The organism is Streptomyces sp. NPDC016562, assembly GCF_043076955.1.
Classification (GTDB): Bacteria; Actinomycetota; Actinomycetes; order Streptomycetales; family Streptomycetaceae; genus Streptomyces.
The window spans coordinates 414,407-437,551 of record NZ_JBIBRZ010000003.1 but is presented as its reverse complement, the minus strand read 5'-3'; the positions used below and the strand labels follow the sequence as shown (position 1 = coordinate 437,551).

Annotated in this window: 22 protein-coding genes; 12 read left to right on the top strand and 10 right to left on the bottom strand. The window is 71.7% G+C overall.

Features of this window, described 5'->3' with window-relative positions:
• Positions 1-74: 74 nt before the first annotated feature.
• The 3 genes from ACF059_RS17085 to ACF059_RS17075 all read left to right on the top strand — a co-directional run bounded on the left by ACF059_RS17085 (position 75) and on the right by ACF059_RS17075 (position 2,646).
• Positions 75-1,130, top strand: coding sequence for an aldo/keto reductase (locus ACF059_RS17085; protein ID WP_392057509.1), 1,056 nt, complete (start codon positions 75-77; stop codon positions 1,128-1,130).
• A 22-nt stretch (positions 1,131-1,152) separates the two neighbouring features.
• Entirely contained in the window at positions 1,153-1,746 is a 594-nt protein-coding gene (locus tag ACF059_RS17080) for a TetR family transcriptional regulator (protein ID WP_366867139.1), read from the top strand.
• A gap of 177 nt (positions 1,747-1,923) precedes the next feature.
• Positions 1,924-2,646 (top strand): VC0807 family protein, encoded by a 723-nt coding sequence (locus ACF059_RS17075; protein ID WP_392057506.1) that lies wholly within the window; start codon positions 1,924-1,926, stop codon positions 2,644-2,646.
• 88 nt (positions 2,647-2,734) lie between these two features.
• Here the strand turns inward: ACF059_RS17075 and ACF059_RS17070 are convergent, their stop codons facing one another.
• On the bottom strand, positions 2,735-4,117 hold the full coding sequence (locus ACF059_RS17070; RefSeq protein ID WP_392057503.1) for a glycine--tRNA ligase: 1,383 nt from the start codon (positions 4,115-4,117) through the stop codon (positions 2,735-2,737).
• A gap of 156 nt (positions 4,118-4,273) precedes the next feature.
• On the opposite strand from ACF059_RS17070, the gene ACF059_RS17065 reads away from it, so the two are divergent.
• The 4 genes from ACF059_RS17065 to ACF059_RS17050 all read left to right on the top strand — a co-directional run bounded on the left by ACF059_RS17065 (position 4,274) and on the right by ACF059_RS17050 (position 7,483).
• Complete coding sequence (locus ACF059_RS17065; protein WP_392057501.1) at positions 4,274-5,260, top strand: metal ABC transporter substrate-binding protein; 987 nt, start codon at positions 4,274-4,276, stop codon at positions 5,258-5,260.
• Between the two features lie 26 nt (positions 5,261-5,286).
• On the top strand, positions 5,287-6,078 hold the full coding sequence (locus ACF059_RS17060) for a metal ABC transporter ATP-binding protein (RefSeq protein ID WP_392057497.1): 792 nt from the start codon (positions 5,287-5,289) through the stop codon (positions 6,076-6,078).
• On the top strand, positions 6,078-6,944 hold the full coding sequence (locus ACF059_RS17055) for a metal ABC transporter permease (RefSeq protein ID WP_392057494.1): 867 nt from the start codon (positions 6,078-6,080) through the stop codon (positions 6,942-6,944). Before ACF059_RS17060 ends, ACF059_RS17055 begins: the two co-directional genes overlap by 1 nt.
• Positions 6,945-7,072: 128 nt before the next feature.
• Positions 7,073-7,483 carry a Fur family transcriptional regulator gene (locus tag ACF059_RS17050; protein ID WP_392058137.1) on the top strand — a complete coding sequence of 137 codons (411 nt, stop codon included), beginning with the start codon at positions 7,073-7,075 and terminating at the stop codon, positions 7,481-7,483.
• 103 nt (positions 7,484-7,586) lie between these two features.
• Here ACF059_RS17050 and ACF059_RS17045 read toward each other — a convergent pair whose 3' ends face one another.
• From ACF059_RS17045 to leuA, 5 genes are all read right to left on the bottom strand, one after another.
• On the bottom strand, positions 7,587-8,405 hold the full coding sequence (locus tag ACF059_RS17045; protein ID WP_360893038.1) for an isoprenyl transferase: 819 nt from the start codon (positions 8,403-8,405) through the stop codon (positions 7,587-7,589).
• Positions 8,406-8,416: 11 nt separating this feature from the next.
• Positions 8,417-9,163 carry a DNA repair protein RecO gene (recO, locus tag ACF059_RS17040; protein WP_360893035.1) on the bottom strand — a complete coding sequence of 249 codons (747 nt, stop codon included), beginning with the start codon at positions 9,161-9,163 and terminating at the stop codon, positions 8,417-8,419.
• Positions 9,164-9,287: 124 nt separating this feature from the next.
• Positions 9,288-10,835, bottom strand: a complete 1,548-nt coding sequence (locus ACF059_RS17035) for a nucleobase:cation symporter-2 family protein (RefSeq protein ID WP_392057490.1) — start codon at positions 10,833-10,835, stop codon at positions 9,288-9,290.
• A 645-nt stretch (positions 10,836-11,480) separates the two neighbouring features.
• Positions 11,481-12,176, bottom strand: coding sequence for a TerB family tellurite resistance protein (locus ACF059_RS17030; RefSeq protein WP_392057487.1), 696 nt, complete (start codon positions 12,174-12,176; stop codon positions 11,481-11,483).
• 379 nt (positions 12,177-12,555) lie between these two features.
• Positions 12,556-14,319 carry a 2-isopropylmalate synthase gene (leuA, locus tag ACF059_RS17025; RefSeq protein WP_361943830.1) on the bottom strand — a complete coding sequence of 588 codons (1,764 nt, stop codon included), beginning with the start codon at positions 14,317-14,319 and terminating at the stop codon, positions 12,556-12,558.
• A 365-nt stretch (positions 14,320-14,684) separates the two neighbouring features.
• Here leuA and ACF059_RS17020 point away from each other — a divergent pair, with 365 nt between their 5' ends.
• The 4 genes from ACF059_RS17020 (at position 14,685) to ACF059_RS17005 (ending at position 17,743) form a co-directional block, all read left to right on the top strand.
• Positions 14,685-15,749: a M4 family metallopeptidase gene (locus tag ACF059_RS17020; protein WP_392057484.1), complete on the top strand. Its 1,065-nt coding sequence runs from the start codon at positions 14,685-14,687 to the stop codon at positions 15,747-15,749.
• A gap of 45 nt (positions 15,750-15,794) precedes the next feature.
• Complete coding sequence (locus tag ACF059_RS17015; RefSeq protein WP_392057481.1) at positions 15,795-16,064, top strand: protealysin inhibitor emfourin; 270 nt, start codon at positions 15,795-15,797, stop codon at positions 16,062-16,064.
• A gap of 79 nt (positions 16,065-16,143) precedes the next feature.
• Entirely contained in the window at positions 16,144-16,962 is an 819-nt protein-coding gene (locus ACF059_RS17010) for a GNAT family N-acetyltransferase (RefSeq protein ID WP_392057479.1), read from the top strand.
• A gap of 103 nt (positions 16,963-17,065) precedes the next feature.
• Positions 17,066-17,743: a class I SAM-dependent methyltransferase gene (locus ACF059_RS17005; protein WP_392057476.1), complete on the top strand. Its 678-nt coding sequence runs from the start codon at positions 17,066-17,068 to the stop codon at positions 17,741-17,743.
• Between the two features lie 42 nt (positions 17,744-17,785).
• On the opposite strand, the gene era is transcribed toward ACF059_RS17005, so the two are convergent.
• The 3 genes from era to ACF059_RS16990 form a co-directional block, all read right to left on the bottom strand.
• Positions 17,786-18,736 carry a GTPase Era gene (gene era / locus ACF059_RS17000; RefSeq protein WP_392057474.1) on the bottom strand — a complete coding sequence of 317 codons (951 nt, stop codon included), beginning with the start codon at positions 18,734-18,736 and terminating at the stop codon, positions 17,786-17,788.
• A gap of 132 nt (positions 18,737-18,868) precedes the next feature.
• Complete coding sequence (locus ACF059_RS16995; protein ID WP_392057471.1) at positions 18,869-20,209, bottom strand: beta-xylosidase; 1,341 nt, start codon at positions 20,207-20,209, stop codon at positions 18,869-18,871.
• 64 nt (positions 20,210-20,273) lie between these two features.
• Positions 20,274-21,302, bottom strand: a complete 1,029-nt coding sequence (locus ACF059_RS16990) for a GlxA family transcriptional regulator (RefSeq protein ID WP_392057469.1) — start codon at positions 21,300-21,302, stop codon at positions 20,274-20,276.
• A gap of 71 nt (positions 21,303-21,373) precedes the next feature.
• Between ACF059_RS16990 and ACF059_RS16985 the strand changes: the two genes are divergently transcribed.
• Positions 21,374-22,723, top strand: coding sequence for an MFS transporter (locus tag ACF059_RS16985; protein ID WP_392057466.1), 1,350 nt, complete (start codon positions 21,374-21,376; stop codon positions 22,721-22,723).
• Between the two features lie 45 nt (positions 22,724-22,768).
• Here ACF059_RS16985 and ACF059_RS16980 read toward each other — a convergent pair whose 3' ends face one another.
• On the bottom strand, positions 22,769-23,137 hold the full coding sequence (locus tag ACF059_RS16980) for a cytidine deaminase (protein WP_392057463.1): 369 nt from the start codon (positions 23,135-23,137) through the stop codon (positions 22,769-22,771).
• Positions 23,138-23,145 lie beyond the last annotated feature (8 nt).

Sequence of the window (23,145 nt, the reverse complement as noted above, 5' to 3'; positions counted from 1 at the left end):
GCTGTGCCCTATGTCCCGACACTGACGAGTGACAGATATTGAAATCTGTCACTCGTCATGCCATTCTCGTTGTCATGACGACGAACGAGAGCACCACCGCGACCATCGACACCCCCCGCCGCCGCACCCTCGGCAGCACCGGCCCCGCCGTGTTCCCGCTGGGGCTGGGCTGCATGGGGATGTCCGCCCTCTACGGGACGGCCGACCGGGCCGAGTCCCTCGCGACCATCCACGCCTATCTGGACGCGGTCCCCGACGGCACGAGCGCGCTGCTCGACACGGGCGACTTCTACGGCATGGGCCACAACGAGCTGCTGATCAACGAAGCCCTGCGCACCGCGCCCGCCGCGGCCCGCGAGCGGACGCTGACCAGCGTCAAGTTCGGCGCCCTGCGCACGGTCGAGGGCGGTTTCACCGGCTATGACGGACGGCCCGAGGCCGTCAGGAACTTCCTCGCCTACTCGCTCCAGCGGCTCGGCCGGGACCACATCGACGTCTACCGGATCGCCCGCGTGGACCCGGCCGTGCCGATCGAGGAGACCGTCGGGGCCATCGCCGAGGCGGTCGAGGCCGGACACGTGCGGCACATCGGCCTGTCCGAGGTCGGCGCCGACACGCTGCGCCGGGCCGCCGCCGTGGCCCCGATCGCCGACCTCCAGATCGAGTATTCGCTGATCTCCCGCGGCATCGAGGACGAGATCCTGCCGACGGCGCGGGAGCTCGGCATAGGCATCACGGCGTACGGGGTACTCTCCCGCGGCCTGATCAGCGGCCACTTCGCCCGGGACCGAGCGCTGGGCGCGGGCGACTTCCGCGGCATGAGCCCGCGCTTCCAGGGCGAGAACCTCCACCGGAACCTCGACCTGGTCGAGGCCCTGCGCAAGGTCGCCGAGGGCAAGGGCGTGAGCGTCGCCCAGACCGCCATCGCCTGGGTGCTCTCCCGGGGCGAGGACATCGTGCCGCTGGTCGGGGCGCGGAGCCGGGACCGGCTGGCCGAGGCACTGGGTGCCATCGAGATATCCCTCAGCGCGGCCGACCTGGCCGCCATCGAGGACGCCGTGCCGGCGGGAGCCGCGGCCGGCGAGCGGTATCCGGCGGCCCAGATGGCCCACCTCGACAGCGAGCGCTGAGCCGGGCGGTACGGTCATACCCATGTCCCCCGCCGCGGCCGAGCCCCTGACACCCGAGCGCATCCTCGAAACCACCGAGGAGGTGCTGCGCCGCTTCGGCCCGACCAAGGCGACGGTGGTGGACGTGGCCCGCGCCCTGGGGGTCAGCCACGGCAGCGTCTACCGGCACTTCCCGTCGAAGGCAGCGCTGCGCGAGGCCGTGACGGACCGCTGGCTCGCCAGGAGCGTCGCCGCGCTGGAGGAGATCACCTCGGCTCCCGCCGCGAGTGCGCCCTCCAAGCTGGAGGCGTGGCTGGAGGCGCTCTTCGAGGCCAAGCGTCACAAGGCGGGTGACGATCCCGAGCTGTTCGCCACCTACACGGTGCTGCTCACCGAGAACAGCGGCGTGGTCGACACGCATCTGAACCAGCTGATCGACCAGCTGGCCCGGATCATCGCCGAGGGCGTCGCGTCGGGCACGCTCGCCGCCGACGACGTACCGGCGGCCGCCCGCGCGGTCTTCTACGCCACGGGCCGCTTCCACGACCCGCAATACGCGGCGGACTGGCTCTCCCCCACGATCCTCGCCGAGTTCGAGGCAGTCACCGCTCTGGTCATCCGGGGCCTGCGCGCCTGACGGGCCTGGCGGGACACAGGCGGCCGGCGGAACCCGGCGACACCCGGCGGGACCTGTCCGGAATCCTTTGGTCCGGACAGCTTGATGATCATTTGGGGCGCCTTCACCTTGTCGCCGCCCCCGCGGTGTCCTTACGGTCCCCTTACCGCACTCATCAGGCACGTTCCAGGGGGAAACTTGTCCGTCCACGAAGCACAACCCGCGCCTCCAGCCCGCTCGGGGGCCGCGGCCGCCCTCGGCTGGATCCTGACCATCGGCCTCAACGTCGTGGCGCCGATCATCACGTACAACACGCTCGTCGACGACCACGGCTGGAGCGAGTTCCGGGCGCTGCTCCTCAGCAGTGCCTGGCCGGTGCTCGACAGCGCCATCAGCCTGGCCTGGCGGCGCAAGCTGGACGAGTTCGCCGTCGTCACGCTGGTGTTCCTGGGGGTCACGGCCGTCGTCTCGCTCGTCGGCGACCACACGGCCCGGACGCTGCTGATCAAGGACTCCGCCGTGACGGGGCTGTTCGGGCTGCTGTGCCTGGCCACGCTGGCCGCGGCGCGACCGCTGATGTTCTACTTCGGCCGCAAGTTCGCCACGGACGGCACCCCGCAGAGCACCGCCTGGTGGAACGGCCTGTGGCAGTACGAGGGGTTCCGGACCACCATGCGCACCATGACCCTGGTCTGGGGCGTCGCCTACGTGGCGGAGGCCGCCGTCCGGATCGTCCTCGCCTACGCGCTGGACACCAAGACGATGGTGACCCTCAGCCCGATCATGATCTACGGGGTGCTGGGCGCCCTGGCCCTGTGGACCACGCTCTACGCGAAGCGGTCCCGGGCGGCGGGCGAGCGCCGCGCGGCCGAGGCCGCACGGGCAGCCGAGGCCCCGGGCGCCCCGGGAGCCACGGCCTGACGAGGGCGGTACGCGAACGACCGGTGGCCCGGTGCGCAGCGAGCGCACCGGGCCACCGGTCGTTCGGGCCGAGCCGGCCCCAGTGGTCCTAGCAGCCGAGCAGACGGCTGCCGAGGTAGGCCTGGATCTGGTCCAGGGAGACGCGCTCCTGCTTCATGGTGTCGCGCTCGCGCACGGTCACCGCGTTGTCGTCCAGGGTGTCGAAGTCGACGGTGACGCAGAACGGCGTACCGATCTCGTCCTGGCGGCGGTAGCGGCGGCCGATGGCGCCCGCGTCGTCGAACTCGATGTTCCAGTTCTTGCGCAGGTCGGCGGCGAGGCCCTTGGCCTTCGGCGACAGCTGCGGGTTGCGGGACAGCGGCAGGACGGCGACCTTGATCGGGGCCAGGCGCGGGTCGAGACGCATCACGGTGCGCTTCTCCATGACGCCCTTGGCGTTCGGGGCCTCGTCCTCGATGTACGCGTCGAGCATGAAGGCGAGCATGGCGCGGTTCACACCGGCCGCCGGCTCGATGACGTACGGGGTGTAGCGCTCACCGGCCTCCTGGTCGAAGTAGGTGAGGTCCTGGCCGGAGGCGGCGGAGTGGGCCTTGAGGTCGAAGTCGGTGCGGTTGGCCACGCCTTCGAGCTCGGAGAACTCGTTGCCACCGAAGTTGAAGCGGTACTCGATGTCGGCGGTGCGCTTCGAGTAGTGGGACAGCTTCTCCTTCGGGTGCTCGTACCAGCGGATGTTCTCCTCACGGATGCCGAGGTCGCGGTACCAGTTCCACCGCTCCTGCATCCAGTACTCCTGCCACTGCTCGTCCTCGCCCGGCTTGACGAAGAACTCCATCTCCATCTGCTCGAACTCGCGCGTGCGGAAGATGAAGTTGCCCGGAGTGATCTCGTTCCGGAAGGACTTGCCCATCTGCGCGATGCCGAACGGGGGCTTCTTGCGCGAGGTGGTCTGCACCATGGCGAAGTTGGTGAAGATGCCCTGGGCGGTCTCGGGGCGCAGGTACGCCTTGGAGCCGGTGTCCTGGGTCGGGCCGAGGTGGGTCTCCAGCATGCCAGAGAACTGCTTGGGCTCGGTGAACTGGCCCTTCACGCCGCAGTTGGGGCAGTTGACGTCGGCGAGGCCGTTGGCGGGCAGGCGGCCGTGCTTGGCCTCGTACGCCTCTTCCAGGTGGTCGGCGCGGTGGCGCTTGTGACAGGAGGTGCACTCCGTCAGCGGGTCCGAGAAGGTGGCGACGTGGCCGGAGGCCACCCAGACCTCGGGGGCCAGGATCACGGACGAGTCGAGACCGACGACATCCTCACGCCCGGTGACCATCGCCTTCCACCACTGGCGCTTGATGTTCTCCTTGAGCTCGACACCCAGCGGGCCGTAGTCCCAGGCAGCCCGGGAGCCACCGTAGATGTCACTGCACGGGAAAACGAAGCCACGGCGCTTGCTCAGGCTGACGATGGTGTCGATCTTGTCGGCGGCCACGGTGCTCTCTTCATTACGAGGACGAACGGCGAAGTCTTTAGGTTACCGGCGCCCGCACCCCCCCTTTCAAATCGGTTCCCCTCCAAGGCACGCGGGCACGACCCCCCTCGCCTGGGCTTTTGACAATCGTTTCCATTTTTGATGAAAATGGATGTCATGAACGTACGACGCCTCATACCCACCGCCGCCCTCGCCGGCGCCGTCGCCCTCGGCGCCACGGCCCTCACCGCCTGCTCCGCGACCAGTGCCACGGCAGGCAAGGACGGCAAGGTCGGCGTGACGGCGTCGTTCTACCCCCTGCAGTTCCTCGCCGAGCAGATCGGCAAGGACCACGTGAAGGTCGACTCCCTGACCAAGCCGGGCGTCGAGCCGCACGACCTGGAGATCACCCCGAAGCAGACCGCGAAGCTCGGCGAAGCCGACGTGGTCCTCTACCTCAAGACCCTGCAGCCCGCCGTCGACAAGGCCGTCGCCCAGTCCGGCGTGAAGAACGTCGTCGACGCCGCGACCCTCACCACCCTCGAAGTCCACAGCTCCGAGCCGGGTCACGCCGAGGAGGGCGAACACCACGACGGCGAGGAGCACGCCGCCGAGGGCCACGACCACGGCCACGGCGAGGCCGGCGCGGACCCGCACGTGTGGCTCGACCCCACCAAGTACGCGGAGATCGCCAAGGGCGTCGGCGCGGCCCTGGAGAAGGCCGACCCCGACCACGCGGCGGACTACAAGAAGAACACCGACGAGCTGGTTGCCAAGCTGAACGGCCTCGACGGCGAGTTCAAGGACGGCCTGAAGAACGCGGCCACCCGGACCTTCATCACGACCCACTCCGCCTTCGGCTACCTCGCCGAGCGCTACGACCTGGACCAGGAGAGCATCTCCGGCGTCGACCCCGAGTCCGAGCCGAGCCCGGCCCGGATGAAGGAGCTCCAGGACGTCGCGAAGAAGGAGAACGTCTCCACCGTATTCTTCGAGACCCTGGCCAGCGACAAGACCGCCAAGGTCCTCGCGGCGGACACCGGCCTGAAGACCGACGTCCTCGACCCGCTCGAGGGAATCACCGGCACCTCCCAGGGCGCTGACTACTTCGAGGTCATGCGGTCCAACCTGAAGAACCTCCAGAAGGCACTCGGTAGCAAGTAATGGCAGCAGCAACGGAGGCGCGAGCCATGCAGTCCACGCCCCGCCCGGCGGACGGCGAGTCCGTCATATCCCTGCGCGCGGCCACGGCCTCGCTCGGCTCGCGACCCGTGCTGCGCGGGATCGACCTCACCGTCCGCCGCGGTGAGGTCGTCGCCCTGCTCGGCGCCAACGGCTCCGGCAAGTCCACGGCCGTGCGTGCCGTGGTCGGCCAGGTCCCGCTGAGCGGCGGCGAGCTGTCCCTCTTCGCAACGGACTTCAAGCGCTTCCGCGACTGGTCCCGCATCGGGTACGTCCCGCAGCGCACCACCGCCGCCAGCGGTGTGCCCGCCACCGTCCGCGAGGTCGTCTCCTCCGGCCGGCTGGCCCGCTCCCGCTTCGGCCTCCTGCGCAAGGCCGACAGGGCCGCCGTCGACCGCGCCCTGGCCCTCGTCGACATGGACGCCTACGCCGACGCCTCGGTCAACGCCCTCTCGGGCGGCCAGCACCAGCGCGTGCTCATAGCCCGGGCCCTCGCCGTCGAGCCCGAGCTGCTGATCATGGACGAGCCGATGGCGGGCGTGGACCTCGCCAACCAGGAGGTCCTCGCGAGCGCCCTGCGCGAGCAGGTCGCCGCCGGCTCCACCGTCCTGCTCGTCCTGCACGAACTGGGCCCGCTGGAGCCCCTGATCGACCGGGCGGTCGTCCTGCGCGACGGCTGCGTCGTGCACGACGGACCGCCTCCGGAGGCCGTGGGCCAGCACGCCCTGCCCGGCCACGACCACGTACACCCCCACGCGGCGCACGACGCCGAGCCCCTGCGGACGGGACTGCTGAGCTGATGGACCTCCTCGCCTCCCCCTTCATGGTGCGCGCGCTGATCGCCGCCGCGCTGGTGGGCATCACCGCGCCCGCGATCGGCACGTACCTCGTCCAGCGCCGCCAGGCGGTCATGGGTGACGGCCTCGGCCACGTCGCCATGACCGGTGTCGCGCTCGGCTTCGTGATGAACACCAGCCCGGTGTGGATGGCCACGCTGGTGGCCGTCCTCGGCGCCGTCGCCATGGAGCTGATCCGCTCCCGCGGCAGGACCAGCGGCGACGTCGCGCTCGCCATGCTCTTCTACGGCGGCCTGGCCGGCGGTGTGATGATCATGCACGTGGGCGGCGGTTCCCCGACCAAGCTCCTCAGCGCCATGTTCGGCTCGATCACCGCCGTCGCGCCCGAGGACGTCACCGCGATGGCGATCCTCTCCGCCTTCGTCCTCGCCGTCACCATCGGCCTGCGCCGCCAGCTCTTCGCCGTCTGCCAGGACGAGGAGTTCGCCCGGGTCACCGGCCTGCCGGTGCGGGCGCTGAACCTGCTGATCGCCGTGACCGCCGCCGTCACCGTCACCGTCGCGATGCGCATCGTCGGCCTGCTGCTGGTCAGCGCCATGATGGTGATCCCCGTCGCCGCCGCCCAGCGGCTCACCCGCGGCTTCGCCGCCACCCTGGGCACGGCCATCGCGATCAGCCTCACCGTCGCCCTGACCGGCACGGCCACCACGTACTACGTCGACGCGCCCTCGGGCGCCATGATCGTGCTGCTCGCCATCACCGTCTTCATCGGCATGACGGCGCTGTCCGCGCCCCTGGCCCGGCGCCGGGCCGAAGCGGCCCGCGCCGCCGCCGACGGCGTCTGCACGGGGGACGACGTCAAGGTCTAGGGGATCAGGCCCGTGAGGGGGCGTACTCCGGCCATGATCCACGCGAGGCCGCCTGGGAGTGACGGCCGCCTGGCACAATGGCCGGAGGCCTACACGAGGAGGAACCGGTGGCGACTGCGCCTGGCGAGATGAATACCGCGCCAGTACGAGGACGATCCACCCGGCAGCGGGCCGCCGTGGCCGCTGCCCTGGACGAGGTGGACGAGTTCCGCAGCGCCCAGGAGCTCCACGACATGCTCAAGCACCGCGGCGATTCGGTCGGCCTGACCACCGTGTACCGCACGCTCCAGTCGCTCGCGGACGCCGGCGAGGTCGACGTGCTGCGCACCAGCGACGGCGAGTCCGTCTACCGCCGCTGCTCCACCGGGGAACACCACCACCACCTGGTATGCCGCAAGTGCGGCAAGGCGGTCGAGGTGGAGGGCCCGGCGGTGGAGAAGTGGGCGGATTCCATCGCCGCCGAGCACGGCTACGTGAACGTGGCCCACACGGTGGAGATCTTCGGCACCTGTTCGGACTGCGCGGCCGCCGCGGCCTGAGCCCGCGGTTCGGTCCAGCAACGCCCGGACCCGGTCCACATCGGACGGGCCCGGGCGTCTTCGCGTACGGGGCCGCGCGCTCCGGCGCGGCGGGACCCTGAGGTCAGGCGGAGCCCTCGGCCTGGTTCGGGACCGCTCCGCCGAAGCGGCGGTCGCGCTGGGCGTACTCCAGGCAGGCCGCCCAGAGGTTGCGGCGGTCGAAGTCCGGCCACAGCACGTCCTGGAAGACCATCTCCGCGTACGCGCTCTGCCAGAGCAGGTAGTTGGAGGTGCGCTGCTCGCCGCTGGGGCGCAGGAAGAGGTCCACGTCCGGCATGTCCGGGTAGTACATGTACTTCGCGAAGGTCTTCTCGTTCACCTTCGACGGGTCGAGCTTGCCGGCCGCCACGTCGCGGGCGATCGCCTGGGCCGCGTCCGCGATCTCCGCGCGGCCGCCGTAGTTGACGCAGAAGTACAGGGTCATCGCGTCGTTGTCGACGGTCTGCTCCTGAGCGACCTGGAGCTCCTGGACGACCGACTTCCACATCTTCGGCATGCGGCCGACCCAGCGGATGCGGATGCCTAGTTCGTTCATCTCGTCGCGGCGGCGCCGGATGACGTCGCGGTTGAAGTTCATCAGGAAGCGCACCTCGTCGGGCGAGCGCTTCCAGTTCTCCGTCGAGAAGGCGTACAGGGAGAGGTTCTTGACGCCCATCTCCAGGCAGCCCTTGAGCACGTCGAGCACGACGCCCTCGCCCACCTTGTGGCCCTCGGTGCGGGGCAGACCGCGCTCCTTGGCCCAGCGGCCGTTGCCGTCCATGACGACCGCGACGTGGTTCGGGACCAGCTCGCCGGGGATCCGCGGGGGGCGCTCACCGGACGGGTGCGGCTCGGGAACCTTGTACTCGCGGCGGGAGCGTCCCAGAATTCCGCGTCGTGCCATGTGCCCAGCTCCTATTTCTCGACGTATCGCAGGGAGCGTAGCCCGCGCTCCAGATGCCAGTGCAAATAGGCCGAGACCAGCCCGCTGCCCTCCCGCACGTGGCGTGCCTCGCACGCGTCGGCGTACCCCCAGTCGCCCGTCAGCAGCGCGCTGAGCAGGGCGATGGCCTCCGACGAGGGTACGACGCTGCCGGGCACCCGGCAGTCACCGCATATCACTCCGCCCGCGGCGACGGAGAAGTGCCGGTTGGGGCCGTGGATCCCGCACTTCGCGCAGTCGTCGAAGCTGGGCGCGTAGCCGTTGACGGCGAGGGAGCGCAGCAGGAAGGCGTCGAGGATCAGGTGCGGTTCGTGTTCGCCGCGCGAGAGGGTGCGCAGGCCGCCGACGAGCAGCAGGTACTGCTGGACCGCGGGCTCGCCCTCGTTCTCGGCGAACCGCTCGGCGGTCTCCAGCATGGCGGTGCCGGCGGTGTAGCGGGCGTAGTCGGTGACGATGCCGTTGCCGTACGGGGCGATGATCTCGGTCTGGGTGCAGAGCGGGAGGCTGCGGCCGATGAGCTCGCTGCCGCGGGCGAAGAACTGCACGTCGGCGTGGGAGAAAGGTTCCAGCCGGGCCCCGAACTTGGACTTCGTACGCCGGACGCCGCGCGCGACGGCCCGCACCCGGCCGTGACCCCGGGTCAGCAGCGTGATGATGCGGTCCGCCTCACCCAGCTTCTGGGTGCGCAGCACGATGCCGTCGTCGCGGAACAGACTCATGCGCCCATTGTCCCGTACGGGGACGGGGCGACGGGCGAGGCGGTCACGGGACGGTCAGGGGCGGTCCGTGGACGGCAGCGTCCCCGGCCGGGCTGGCGCCGGCCGGGGACACCCCTTGGGAGGGTCAGGCGGTCGACGCGGGGGCGGTTTCGCCCTCGTCCGACGGGGCCGGGATGGCTGCCGGGGAGTCCTTGGACTCGGGAGCGGACTCGGCAGCGTCCTCAGGAGCCGCCGCCTCCTCGGCCTCCGCCTCGGGCACGGCTACGGCCGCGGCCACGGCCATGGCCTCGACGGCGCCCGCGACGCCGTGGGCGTCGTCCTTGGCCGGGCCGTTGAAGATCAGGTTCAGGACGATGGCGGCCGTGGCACCGAGGGTGACACCGCTGTTGAGGAGCGAGGACAGGTCCGGGTCCATGTGCTCGGAGAAGAAGACCGGGACGGTCGCGGGGAGCAGGGCGAAGGCGAGGGAGACGCCCACGATCAGCGCGTTCTTCTCCTCCTTCAGGTCCACCTTGCCCAGGGTCTGGATACCGGCCAGGGCGACCATGGCGAACATGACGGTCGCGGCGCCGCCGAGGACTCCGTGCGGGACGGCGGCGACGATCGCGGCCGCCTTGGGCAGGAGACCCAGGACGATCATGAAGACGCCCGCGGCGACGACCACGAACCGGCTCTTCACCTTCGTCATCCGCACCAGGCCGACGTTCTCCGCGAAGGCGACGTACGGGAAGGAGTTCAGGACGCCGCCGAGTGCGGTGGCCGCGCCGTCGGCCCGCAGGGCGCGGGCCACGGTCTCGCTGTCGACGTCCTTGCCGACGATGTCGCCGACGGCGTAGGTGTCACCGGTCGTCTCGACCATGGTGATCAGCATGACGATGAGCATCAGGACGATCGGGAACCACTCGAACTTCGGGACGCCGAAGTGGAAGGGCGTGGTGATCCCCACCCAGTCGGACTGGCCGACGTCGCCGAACTTCGCGTCCCCGAGGAGGAAGGCGACGGTGGTGCCGACGACCAGGCCCAGGAGGATGGAAATGCTGGAGAGGAACGGCCTGCCGATCTTCATCAGGACGAGGATGAAGAGCATCGTGCCGCCGGCGTAGGCGAAGTTCTTCGGGTCGCCGAAGTCGGGGCTGCCCAGGCCGCCCGCCGCGTCGTTGAGGCCGACCGGGATCAGGACGATGCCCAGGACGGTGATGACCGTGCCGGTGACGACGGGCGGGAACAGCCGCATGACCATCCGGAACGCCTTGGCGGGCAGCCAGGCGAAGGCGAAGGTGGCGATGCCGGCCGTGATGACGGCGCCGTAGATGACGAGCAGGGCCGCGGTGCCGCCCCCCGCGCCGAGGCCGATGGCGATCATCGGGGACACGGCCGTGAAGGTCACGCCCTGGATCAGCGGCAGTCGCGCGCCGATCCGGCCGATGCCGAAGGCCTGGATGATCGAGGCGATGCCGCAGGTGAAGAGGTCCGCGTTGATCAGGTAGACGAGCTGTTCAGGGCTCAGCTTCAGCGCGTTGCCGACGATGATCGGGACGATCACCGCACCGGCGTAGAAGGCGAGTACGTGCTGGAAGCCGTACAGCGCGAGCTTGGGGAGGGGGAGCACCTCGTCGACCGGGTGCGTGCTCCGCTCTCCATCGGTGGAAAGCCGGGCGGCGACACGTGCCATCTCTGCCTTGCCCTTCAAAGAGGTAGGTAACCGAGAGGAGATCTGGGTGACCCCTGGCCGGAGTGGGTCGCTAACCCGTTGGTCCGCCAGGGTCGTCTGTGGGTTCACGCTCAGGAGGATCGAAGCCGCGCTCTGTTAACGGCGCCGTCTTGTCGTGTGACCGGAATTGAACGCCTGTGGGGGGCCTCACAGATATCGTCGACTTCCACAAATTGTTGACCCTCTGGTCGTCCCGATCTGTAGCTTTCTCCAGTGGTGCGGGCTCGCGCACAGGGGTATGCGCCGAGCCGTCCACAGCGGTCCGCCCGCGCGGCGTCACCGCCCGGCGCACCCACGATGACGTGCGCGAATGGGCCTGACGGCGGCGCGGATCCACACACGGGAAGCCGTCGCTCCGGCCGTCCGACAGGTGGACACCAGGGGCACGGAGAGATCGCCCGCGCCGTTCACTTGACCTTCACAGGGCCCGGAATCGGCCGCACGAGGCCGGATCGTTACGTCCTACCGCGCAGTTTCGGACGGATCGAGTCCGCATCGCGGACGCGGCGCGGCACGCGGACGCCCTCCGACAGGCGGGCGGCCTGCCGGAGGGCGTCACGCGAACCGGGTCTCACACGAACCGGGTCTTACGCGAACCGGGCCCCTCTACGGCGCCCGCACCGCCGACAGCAGCCGGGCCACCTCGTCCGCGTCGATCCGCAGCGCCGCCCCGACGGTCGACAGCACCTCGCGCTCGGCCGGGATGTACGGGCCGTCCGCGAGGGCGATACGGGCCCCCTGGAGCAGGATCGACTCGCGGCCGGGGCCCGCGAGGTGCGGAGCCAGCGGCTCCAGCGCCTCGTGGAGCTCGATCGACAGGGCGGCCCCGCAGCACTCCGGGACGCCGTACAGCCCGAGCCGGCCCTCGTCGGCGGACAGCGCCTCCACGAGGCACTCCAGCTGCTCCTCGCCGCAGTCCTGGAAGCCCGCGGCCCGTACGGCGGACGCGGCGGCCTCCAGCGCGCTGCGCGAGGCCGTCCCGCCCGCGGCGAGCACGGCCAGCGCCACGGTGTGCACGGCGTCGCGCAGGAGCGCCGTGAACCGGGTGGTGGTCAGGTGGTCCAGGACGTCGGTGCCGAAGCGCGCCCGGCAGCCCTGGCACTCGACGACCGGCCCCTCCTCGCCGCGCGGCAGCAGCGGCACCCCGAGGACGGTGAAACGGCGCCGACCGGTGCGTCGGCGGTAGTTGCGGTCACCACCGCAGCCGGGGCAGAAGAACTCCCCATCGCCCACGGTGCTCCAGGTGGTACGGATGCCCCAGACCGTCAGCTTCCGGCCGTCCCCACCCCGAACTGGCAGCACGTCGCACCTCCGCGCGTAACCTTCCGGCAACGTCGCCGGGTTGGCGTGATGTTAGCCACATCGGTGAGGATGCGTCAGTCGTGTGACGAGACAACATGGGCCCGCGCGCGGACTTGGCCGATCTGCGCCCCACCGCCCCCGCGGCGTTTCCCGAGGTCGCCGCACGGGCGGCAGGCCCGTCCGGCGGCCGGCGCCGCCCACGGGATCGGCCGGGGACCGCGTCAACGCGGTGGCGTCCGGCACCATCCGTACGGAGCCGGTGCCCGAGCCGGAGACGGTGCGGGACGACAGGCCGCCGGCGTGCGGCCGGGAGCGGCGGAACCCCGCCCCTCCGGCAGGAGGGACGGGGTCCACGCAGGCGTGTGTACGTGCTCCGGGGTCAGCGGCCCGCGCGGTTGACGGCGGAGATGACCGCCTTCAGGGAGGCGCGGGTGGTGTTGGCGTCGATGCCGATGCCCCACAGGACACGCCCGTCGATCGCGCACTCGATGTACGAGGCGGCCACGGCGGAGGCGCCCTCGCTCATCGTGTGCTCGGTGTAGTCCAGCAGGCGGGCGTCGACGCCGATGCCGGCCAGCGCGTCGAAGAAGGCCGAGATGGGACCGTTGCCGGTGCCGTTCAGGACCGTGTCCATGCCGTCCACGACCGCCTCGACGGTCAGCGTGTCCGTGCCGTCCTTGTCGGTGGCGGTGGAGCCGGAGCGCAGCTGGATGCGGCCCCACGGGTTCTCGGGGTTGGGCAGGTACTCGTCCTGGAAGACGTCCCAGATCGCCTTCGGCGTGACCTCGCCGCCCTCGGCGTCGGTCTTGGCCTGGATGATCCGCGAGAACTCGATCTGCATGCGGCGCGGCAGGTCCAGCTTGTGGTCGTTCTTCAGGACGTACGCGATGCCGCCCTTGCCGGACTGCGAGTTGACCCGGATGACCGCCTCGTAGGAGCGGCCGACGTCCTTGGGGTCGATGGGCAGGTACGGGACGGCCCACTCGATGTCGTCGACGGTCTTGCCCTGGGCGGCCGCGTCGGCCTCCATGGCGTCGAAGCCCTTCTTGATGGCGTCCTGGTGGGAGCCGGAGAAGGCGGTGTAGACCAGGTCGCCCGCGTAGGGGTGGCGCGGGTGGACCTCCATCTGGTTGCAGTACTCGCTGGTGCGGCGGATCTCGTCGATCTGCGAGAAGTCGATCTGCGGGTCGATGCCCTGCGAGAACAGGTTCATGCCCAGGGTGATCAGGTCGACGTTGCCGGTGCGCTCGCCCTGGCCGAACAGGCAGCCCTCGATGCGGTCGGCGCCGGCCATCAGGGCCAGCTCGGCGGCGGCGACGGCGGTGCCGCGGTCGTTGTGCGGGTGCACGGAGATGCAGATGTGCTCGCGGCGGGTCAGGTTGCGGGCCATCCACTCGAAGCGGTCCGCGTGGGTGGACGGCGTCGAGCGCTCCACGGTGGCGGGCAGGTTCAGGATGATCTCGCGGCCCTCGGCCGGCTGCCAGACGTCGCAGACGGCCTCGCAGACCTCCAGGGCGAAGTCCAGCTCGGTGTCGGTGAAGATCTCGGGGCTGTACTGGTAGCCGAAGACGGTCTCGGGGCCCAGCAGCTTGCCGGCGTACTCCATGACCAGGCGGGTGCCGTCGACGGCGATCTGCTTGATCTGCTCCTTGGAGCCGCGGAAGACGACCCGGCGGAAGGTCGGGGCGGTCGCGTTGTACAGGTGCACGGTGGCGCGCTTGGCGCCGACCAGGGACTCGACGGTCCGCTCGATCAGGTCCTCGCGGGCCTGGGTCAGTACGGAGATGGTGACGTCGTCCGGGATCGCGCCCTCTTCGATGATCGAGCGCACGAAGGCGAAGTCGGTCTCACCGGAGGAGGGGAAGCCGACCTCGATCTCCTTGTAGCCCATGCGCACCAGCAGGTCGAACATCTCGCGCTTGCGGGCGGGCGTCATCGGGTCGATCAGCGACTGGTTGCCGTCCCGCAGGTCGGTGGACAGCCAGCGGGGAGCCTTGGTGACGCGGGCGTCCGGCCAGGTGCGGTCCGGGATGTCCACTTGCTCGTACTGGCCGTACTTGTGGATCGGCATGCCGGAGGGCTTCTGGGTGTGGGTCGCGTTGGTGATGGGCGTGGGGCGACCGACAAAAGGCTGCTGGCTCATGGCGTTGGGCTCCTCGCGTGTCCGCGGTAGTTCGCTGGGACGGCCGACGGCGGTCGTGAAAACCGCAACACCAAACTCCGCGGGGAGGGGGCCGGCCTACGACTACAGACCCTCGCCGCGGCAGCTAAGGAGAAGCAGCCCGAAACGCATGATGGACCGAGCCTAACCGAGCCGCGCCGTAACGCGAGGACCTGTGTCAGTATGCAAGACCGACCCGTCCGTTTTGCACCAATTGTGAGCTACACCTCTTTTCTTCCTCCACAGGTCGGGACGATCCGTCAACCGCGCGCCACCCCTTTAAGACCACCGAATGAATCATGGTGGCAGGTAGTGACAGCGTCGTGACCCGCTGCCACATTGCGGAGATGGATGCCTCCCACACTCACCGCCACCCCGTCTTCTGCACCGTCGTGCCGCCGCACCTCCTCGACAGGGCCGCCCGCTCCGAGGACTCCCGGCGCGCCGACCTCGCGCAGCGCACCCTCGAACACGACTCCCTCCTGCGCACCCGGCGCCGGATGACCACCGTCCGCGGGATCACCGCCACCCCGGACGCTCCCGCCTCCGACGCACCGAACCGCACCATCTACGACGCACAGCACCGCACCCGCCTGCCCGGTACGCAGGTGCGCGCCGAGGGGGACCCCGCGGGCCAGGACGCCACGGTCAACCGGGCGTACGCCGGGCTCGGCGCGACCTTCGAGCTGTACCTGAAGGGATTCGGCCGGCACTCGATCGACGACGCCGGGCTGGCCCTGGACGCGACCGTCCACTACGGCGAGGACTACAACAACGCCTTCTGGGACGGCCGGCAGATGGTCTTCGGCGACGGGGACGGGGACCTCTTCCTCGACTTCACCGTGTCGCTGGACGTCATCGGCCACGAACTGACCCACGGGGTCACCCAGCACACGGCGAACCTGGAGTACTACGGGCAGTCCGGCGCCCTGAACGAGTCGATGTCCGACGTCTTCGGCTCCCTGATCAAGCAGTACTCGCTGGAGCAGACGGCGGAGGAGGCCGACTGGCTGATCGGGGCCGGTCTGCTGGGCCCCAACGTGTCCGGGGTCGCGCTGCGCTCGATGAAGGCGCCCGGGACCGCGTACGACGACGACGAGCTCGGCAAGGACCCGCAGCCCGCGACGATGGACGACTACGTGCGGACCTCCCGTGACAACGGCGGGGTGCACATCAACTCCGGCATCCCCAACCACGCCTTCTACCTGGCCGCGACCGAACTGGGCGGCAAGGCGTGGGAGCGGGCGGGGCGGATCTGGTACGCCACCCTCACGGGCGGGGAGCTGGCCCCGGACGCCGACTTCGCGGACTTCGCCCGGCTGTCGGTGGCCGCGGCCGTGAGCCTGTATGGAGAGGGCGGCGCGGAGCACCAGGCGCTCCAGAAGGCCTGGTCCACCGTGGGCCTGGGGTAGCGGGGGCCTGGGGTAGCGGGGCCCGTCTGGAGTAGAAAGACGGTCATGCGGATTCAGGTGGAGCGGACGGGCGGTTTCGCGGGCATCGAGCGCCGGGCCGAGGTGGACACCTCGGGCATGCCCGACGAGGAGGAGTGGCGGGCCCTGGCCCACCTGGCGCTGCGGTCCGGTCCGCCGGGCCACGCGGCGGACCGGGTGCGGGACGGGTTCTCGTACCGGATCACGGTGGACGGCCGGACCGTCTCCTGCCACGAGCCGGACCTGTCGGACGCGCAGCGGGCCCTGATCTCGCGCGTCCTCAAGGAAGGCGCCTGACGGCGGCCCTCGGCGCGGAGCGGCTCGGGCGGGCCTGAAAGCAGGTGCCCGAGGGGCGGCTCTTTGCTTGGATGTCCGGATGACCGACCACATGATCGATTCCGTGCTGTCCGAGCTCGAGCGGTACTACGACACCGTGCCGCGGGTGGGCGGGGCCCGCGCCGAGGACTTCGGGTCCCTGACCCTCTTCGTCCAGGAGGGCCAGGGCTGGCCGTACTACGCGCGCCCCGCGCTCGGCGGCCCGGACGCGACCGCGGCCGACGTCGAGCGGGTCCGGGTCCGTCAGCGGGAGCTGAAGGTGCCCGAGGCCTTCGAGTGGGTGGCCGAAACCAGCCCCTCGCTGCGCGCGGCGGTGGAGGCGGCTGGGCTGCACGTCCACGCGCACCCGCTGATGGTGCTGGAAACGGCCGAGGAACTGCCCCCGCACCCGCTGGTGCACCTGCTCGAAGCGGACGACCCGCTGCTGGCGGCCGCGGTGACGGTGCCCGCCCTGGCCTTCTCGGACCCGGGCACGGCGATCGGCGAGGCCGGCCCGGAGGAGCTCCGGGCGGCGATGCAGGACCCGTCGGCCGAGGAGCGGCGGGCCCGGGTGGCCTCGATGCTCGCCTCGGGCCGCACGGGTCTGGCGGCGGCGGTCCGGGACGGCGCCGTGCTCTGCTCGGGGCAGTACAACCCGGTCGGGGACGTCGCGGAGGTCGTGGGCGTGGGCACGCTCCCGTCGGCCCGCCGCCAGGGCCTGGCCCTGGGCGTCACCGCGGCCCTGGTCGCACGGGCCCGCGCGCGCGGGGCCCGCACGGTCTTCCTCTCCGCGGGCGACGAGGACGTGGCCCGCATCTACGGGCGCGTCGGCTTCCGCAGGGTGGGGACGGCCTTGATCGCGGAGCCCGCGGACGCCTGAGGGACCCTGCGGGTTTGCCGGAACGGCAACGTTATTTGCCCCGGCCCGGGCTCCGGCGCAGCATCGGACGCGTACCGGCGAACCCGCAGAGGAAGAGGCCCGCATGTCCGAGCACGAGCACCGGCACCAGCACGGTCACCAGCACCACGCGCACCAGGACCAGTCCGGGGACGAGGAGTTCTGGGACGCCCGCTACAGCGAGAGCACCCGCATCTGGAGCGGCCGGCCCAATGAGGCCCTGGTGCGCGAGGTGTCGGACCTGACCCCCGGCCGCGCCCTCGACCTGGGCAGCGGCGAGGGCGCCGACGCGGTGTGGCTGGCCCGGCAGGGCTGGCAGGTCACCGGAACCGACATCTCGAAGGTGGCCCTCGGCCGTGCGGCCGAACACGCCGAGGAGGCCGGGGTCGGCGAGCGCGTCGACTGGCAGCGGCACGACCTCACCGAGTCCTTCCCCGACGGGGAGTTCGACCTGGTCTCGGCCTGCTTCCTGCACAACTACGGGGACTTCCCGCGCGACCGGGTGCTGCGCTCGGCCGCCGCCGCCGTGGCCCCCGGCGGGATCCTGCTCGTGGTCGGCCACGCGGGCGGGCCGTCGTGGGACCCGGACAAGCACGCCGAGATCGGCTTCCCGACCCCGGAGGAGGTCCTCGGGCAGCTGGAGCTGCCGCAGGGCGACTGGGAGGTCCTCCTGGCGGAGGACTACGTACAGCCCCTGACCGGCCCGGACGGCCGGCCCGGGACTCGTCCGGACAACGTGCTGAAGGTGCGGCGCCTGCGCTAGCGGGTGTTCCCCCGGGGGACGACCCCCGGGGACACCCTCAGGTCAGAAGCCGAGCTTGCGGAGCTGCTTGGGGTCCCGCTGCCAGTCCTTGGCGACCTTCACGTGCAGGTCGAGGAAGACCGGGGTCCCGAGCAGCGCCTCGATGTGCTTGCGCGACTTCATCCCGACCTCCTTCAGGCGGGAGCCCTTCGGGCCGATGATGATGCCCTTCTGGCTCGGCCGCTCGATGTAGACGTTGGCGTGGATGTCGAGCAGCGGCCGGTCGGCCGGGCGGTTCTCCCGCGGGATCATCTCCTCGACGACCACGGCGATGGAGTGCGGGAGCTCGTCCCGTACGCCCTCCAGCGCGGCCTCGCGGATCAGCTCCGCGACCATGACCATCTCGGGCTCGTCGGTGAGGTCGCCCTCCGGGTACAGCGGAGGGCTCTCCGGCAGCAGCGGCGCGATCAGATCGGCCAGCAGCTGGACCTGGCTGTCACCAACCGCCGAGACGGGCACGATCTCGGCCCACTCGAAGCCCAGCTCCTGGGCGAGCTGGTGGACGGCGATGAGCTGCTCGCCCACCACCTTGGACTCGACGAGGTCGGTCTTGGTGATGATGGCGATCTTGGGGGTCTTCTTGATCCCCGCCAGCTCCTTGGCGATGAACTTGTCGCCGGGGCCGAGCTTCTGGTCGGCCGGCAGGCAGAAGCCGATCACGTCGACCTCGGCCCAGGTGGTCCGTACGACGTCGTTGAGCCGCTCGCCGAGCAGGGTGCGCGGCTTGTGCAGGCCGGGCGTGTCGACGAGGACGAGCTGGGCGTCGGGGCGGTGCACGATGCCGCGGACGGTGTGGCGGGTGGTCTGCGGCCGGTTGGAGGTGATCGCGACCTTGGTGCCCACGAGTGCGTTGGTGAGGGTCGACTTCCCCGCATTGGGGCGGCCGACGAAGCAGGCGAAGCCCGCACGGTGCGGGGCGGTGGACTCGGGGGAACGATCGCTCATACGGGCCATTCTCCCCGATGCCGCTCCCAGCGCCGACCAGATCACCGCGGTGAGGGCGTGTACGGGCGTGAGCCAGGGGCGCACGGCGTCGACCGCACGGCTCTGAGCTGTGGTTCCGCCGACCCGGGGTGAGATTGCCCGTCACGACAGCGTCAGGCTCAGCACCGCCGCGTACGCGCCGGGCGGGGTGTACCGCGGGAGCTGGAGGGTGACCGTGGCGTCGACCGTGAAGGTCCCGCCGACCAGCGGCGCGTCGGGCGTGGAGGCCAGCACCGCGCCCTCCGGGCCGACCACGCCCGCCCTGCCCGGCGTACAGCGGCTCGCGCTGCCCGCGGCCGCCACGCACGACGGGGTCCAGGACAGGGAGGCTCCCGGGACGCGGATCCCGCCGGGCCCGCGGAAGTCGGTGAGCCTGCCGGTCAGCGACCAGCCGGCCGGACCGCCGCGGCCGTCGGTGACGGTGACGGTCCCGATCCGGCCGGAGGCGGCGCCGCCCGCGCCGTACGGGACCGCGCCCAGGGTGATGCCCTGGCCCGTCTGGGTCATGCCCAGGGCGCCCGGTTCCACGGTCGCGGTGACCGTCACGGTGCCCGGCGGCGGCCCGGCGGCGACGACGACCGTGTACGCGGCCGGGCCGGAGCCGCGCCGCGCGGACCAGGCCGCGCCCTCGTAGGCCACGACCGCGGTGGTGGCCCGGTCCGTGACCGGCAGCCCGACCACGGCCGTGCCGTGAGCGTCGGCGACGGCGGTCACCCGGTCGGTGGTCTCCGCGGCCCCCGCCCGCCCGGCCACCGTCACGGCGGCGCCCGGCGGGAATCCGGCGGTCGTCACCTCGACCTCGGCGCCCGGCTTTCCGTGGGCCGCGGCGAGGAAGACGCTGCGCAGGTTGGCCGTGGGTAGCTCGGCGGCGGTCAGGCGTTCGCCTACGGGGACGCCGGACGGGGCGGCCGGGATGCAGGGGGTGTCGAGGTCCAGCAGGTGGCCGGTGTGCAGGGTGTAGGCGCCCGGGGCGAGGGTGATCTCGCCGGGCGCGGTGACGGTGAACGTGCCGGTCATGACGACGGCGGGCAGGGGCGCGCCGGGTTCCACGGGGTCGTTGCGCCGGGCCCCGACCACGGTGACCTCGCCGCTCTGGGCGCCGGCGAGGAGGATCCGCCCGGTCGGGGTGAGCGTGTCGGCGGGCAGGGGGCCGCCGGCCGGGTTGACGGCGGGGCTGCGCAGGACCTCGTAGGTCACGGTGACGGTGTCCCCGACCCGCGGAGCGGGGTCGTCGACGCTGATCCGGGCGGTGGTCGGCCCGTCGGCGGGCGGAAGTCCGGCTTCCCGGGGCGGCAGGCACTGCGTCGGGAAGTCGATCAGGCCCGGCGGCGGCGGTTCCCCTTCCGCGGCCGCCGGTGCGCCCAGCGCGCTGCCGCCCGCGGCCGCGAGCACGGCCAGGGCGACGGCCGCCCACCGTCTTGTGCTGCGCGCCCCTGTTCGCACCGCCCGCCCCCTGGGTCCGCGTCCCGCCGACAGGGGGCCATTGACGAGCGGGCGGCGGGAGAAGTCAATGCACGGATCCGCCACCGACTGATGGCCCATCAGGAGACGGCGGGGTGGCCGCGGCTTTGAAGGTGCGCCGGTAGGCCGTGGGGCTCACCCCCAGGGCCGCCTGCACGTGTTTGCGCAGCGACTGCGCCGTCCCGAAGCCGCTCTCCTGCGCCACGCGCTCGATCGAGAGGTCCGTCTGCTCCAGCAGCCTGCGGGCCCGCTCCACCCGCTGGCCCAGGATCCACTGGCCGGGGCTGACGCCCGACTCCTCCCGGAAGCGGCGCGTGAAGGTCCGTACGGACATGGCCTCCTGACGGGCCATGTCGCTGAGCCGGAGCGGCTCGTGCAGCCGGTCCAGCACCCACGCGCGGGCCGCCGTGGTGGTGGCGAGCTGCGGCTCGGGCACCGGGCGCTGGATGAACTGCGCCTGCCCGCCGTCGCGGTGCGGCGGTACGACGGTCCGCCGGGCCACCTCGTTGGCGACGGCCGCCCCGTGGTCGCGGCGCACCACGTGCAGGCACAGGTCGATGCCGGCGGCGACCCCGGCGGAGGTCAGCACGTCACCGTCGTCGGTGTAGAGCACCCCGGGGTCGACCCGTACCGCCGGGAACAGCCGCTGGAAGTGCTCGGCGCTGGCCCAGTGGGTGGTGGCGGGGCGGCCGTCGAGGTACCCGGCGGCGGCCAGCACGTAACCGCCGGTGCAGATGGAGACGAGGCGGGTGCCGGGCCGGATGTGCGCGAGGGCCGCGGCGAGCTCGTCGGTCAGCCTGCCGTGTTCGTGGACCGGGCCCAGTTCGTAGGAGGCCGGGACCACCACCGTGTCGGCGGTGGCCAGCAGCTGCGGACCGTGCTCCACCTGGATGGCGAAGTCGGCGTCGGTGCGCACCGAGCCGGGGGCGAGCGCGCAGGTCAGGATCTCGTAGAGCGGCCGCCCGGCCGGGTCCTTGGCGCGGCCGAAGATGCGGTGCGGGATGCCGAGCTCGAAGGGGAGCAGTCCGGCGAGGGCGAGGACGACGACGCGGTGGGGGTGCGGCTCGGACTCCATGGCCCGATCGTATCGAAGCGTGACAGTCAGGCCACTGTCGTACGGCGCGCCGTGGACCGGAGGCTGTCCGCGTGACCCAGACAGCCTCCGCCTCTGCCGCCACCCCCGCCCCGCACGGCACCCCACCCGGCACCCTGCCCGGCGCCCTGCAGGCCCCGCGCCGCCCCGGGCGCGTGCACCGCGCCTGGTTCGTCGCGGCCGTCGCCTTCGTGACGATCGTCGGCGCCGCCGGCTTCGCCTCCCTGCCCGGGCTGCTCATCGAGCCGCTGCACGCGGAGTTCGACTGGTCGCGCGGCACCATCGCCCTCGCCGTCTCGGTGAACCTCGCGCTGTACGGGCTCACCGCGCCCTTCGCGGCGGCCCTGATGGACCGTTTCGGCATCCGCCGGGTCGTGGCGCTGGCCCTGCTCGTCATCGCGGGCGGATCGGTGGCCACGGTGTGGATGACCGCCTCCTGGCAGCTGGTGCTGTACTGGGGCGTACTGGTGGGCCTGGGCAGCGGCTCGATGGCCCTGGCGTTCGCGGCGACGGTGACCGGACGCTGGTTCACCGCCCGGCGCGGCCTGGTCACGGGGATCCTGACGGCGGCGGGGGCGTCGGGCCAGCTGGTGTTCCTGCCGCTGCTGGCCTGGCTGGTGGAGCGCCACGGCTGGCGCCCGGCGGCGGTGACGGTCTCCCTGGCGGCGCTGGCCGTGGTCCCCTTCGTCTGGCTGCTGCTGCGCGACCACCCGGCGGACGTGGGGCTCGCGCCCTACGGGGGCACGTACACGGCCAAGCCGGCGCCCGTCCCGGGCGCGGCCCGCCGGGCGCTGACGGTGCTGTTCCGGGCGGCCGGTACCGGCCCGTTCTGGCTCCTGGCGGGCACCTTCGCGATCTGCGGGGCCTCCACCAACGGGCTGGTCAGGACCCACTTCGTCCCCGCCGCCCATGACCACGGCATGCCGGTGACGGCGGCGGCCGGGCTGCTGGCGGTGATCGGCGTGTTCGACGTGGTCGGCACGGTGGCCTCGGGCTGGTTCACGGACCGCTTCGAGGCCCGGCGGCTGCTGGCCGTCTACTACGCCCTGCGCGGGGTGTCGCTGTTCCTGCTGCCGATGCTGCTGGCGCCGTCGGTACGGCCGCCGCTGCTCTTCTTCATCGTCTTCTACGGCCTGGACTGGGTCGCGACGGTCCCCCCGACGATCGCGCTGTGCCGCGAGCACTACGGGGACGACGGCGCGATCGTCTTCGGCTGGGTCCTGGCCTCGCACCAGGTCGGCGCGGCGGTGGTGGCCTTCCTGGGCGGCGTGGTCCGGGACCTCACCGGCTCCTACGACGTCGTCTGGTACGCCTCGGGCGCGCTGTGCGCGATGGCCGCGACGATGGCGATGGTGATCCGGCGCGGCGGCGCCGGGCCGGCCCTCCCGGCGGCGGCCGGGTGAGGAACGGCCCGGGCCACTGCCCATGACCATGGCACCGACTGCGGGTCAGGACCCCGCGGGCGTCGTGGACTTCAGGGTGCCGTCCGGCGCCGCCAGCAGGACCGGGGTGTCCGGTCCGCCGAGGTCGCTCACGGCCGCGCGGTCCGCGTCCGCGGGGGCGTCGGCCGCGGTGACGACGGCGGCGGCCTCCAGGGACCGGGCGCCGCTCGCCACCGCCATCGCCACCGCGGTCTGCAGCGCGCTCAGCTTCAGGGAGTCGAGGTCCACCGTCCCGGCGACGTACGTACGGCCCGTCTCGTCCCGCACCGCGGCCCCCTCGGGCACGCCGTTGCGCGCCCGGGCGCTGCGCGCCAACGTGATGATCTTGCTGTCCTCGGGGTCGATCCCCGTGCTCTCGCTCATGGGCGAAAGCATATGGTCAG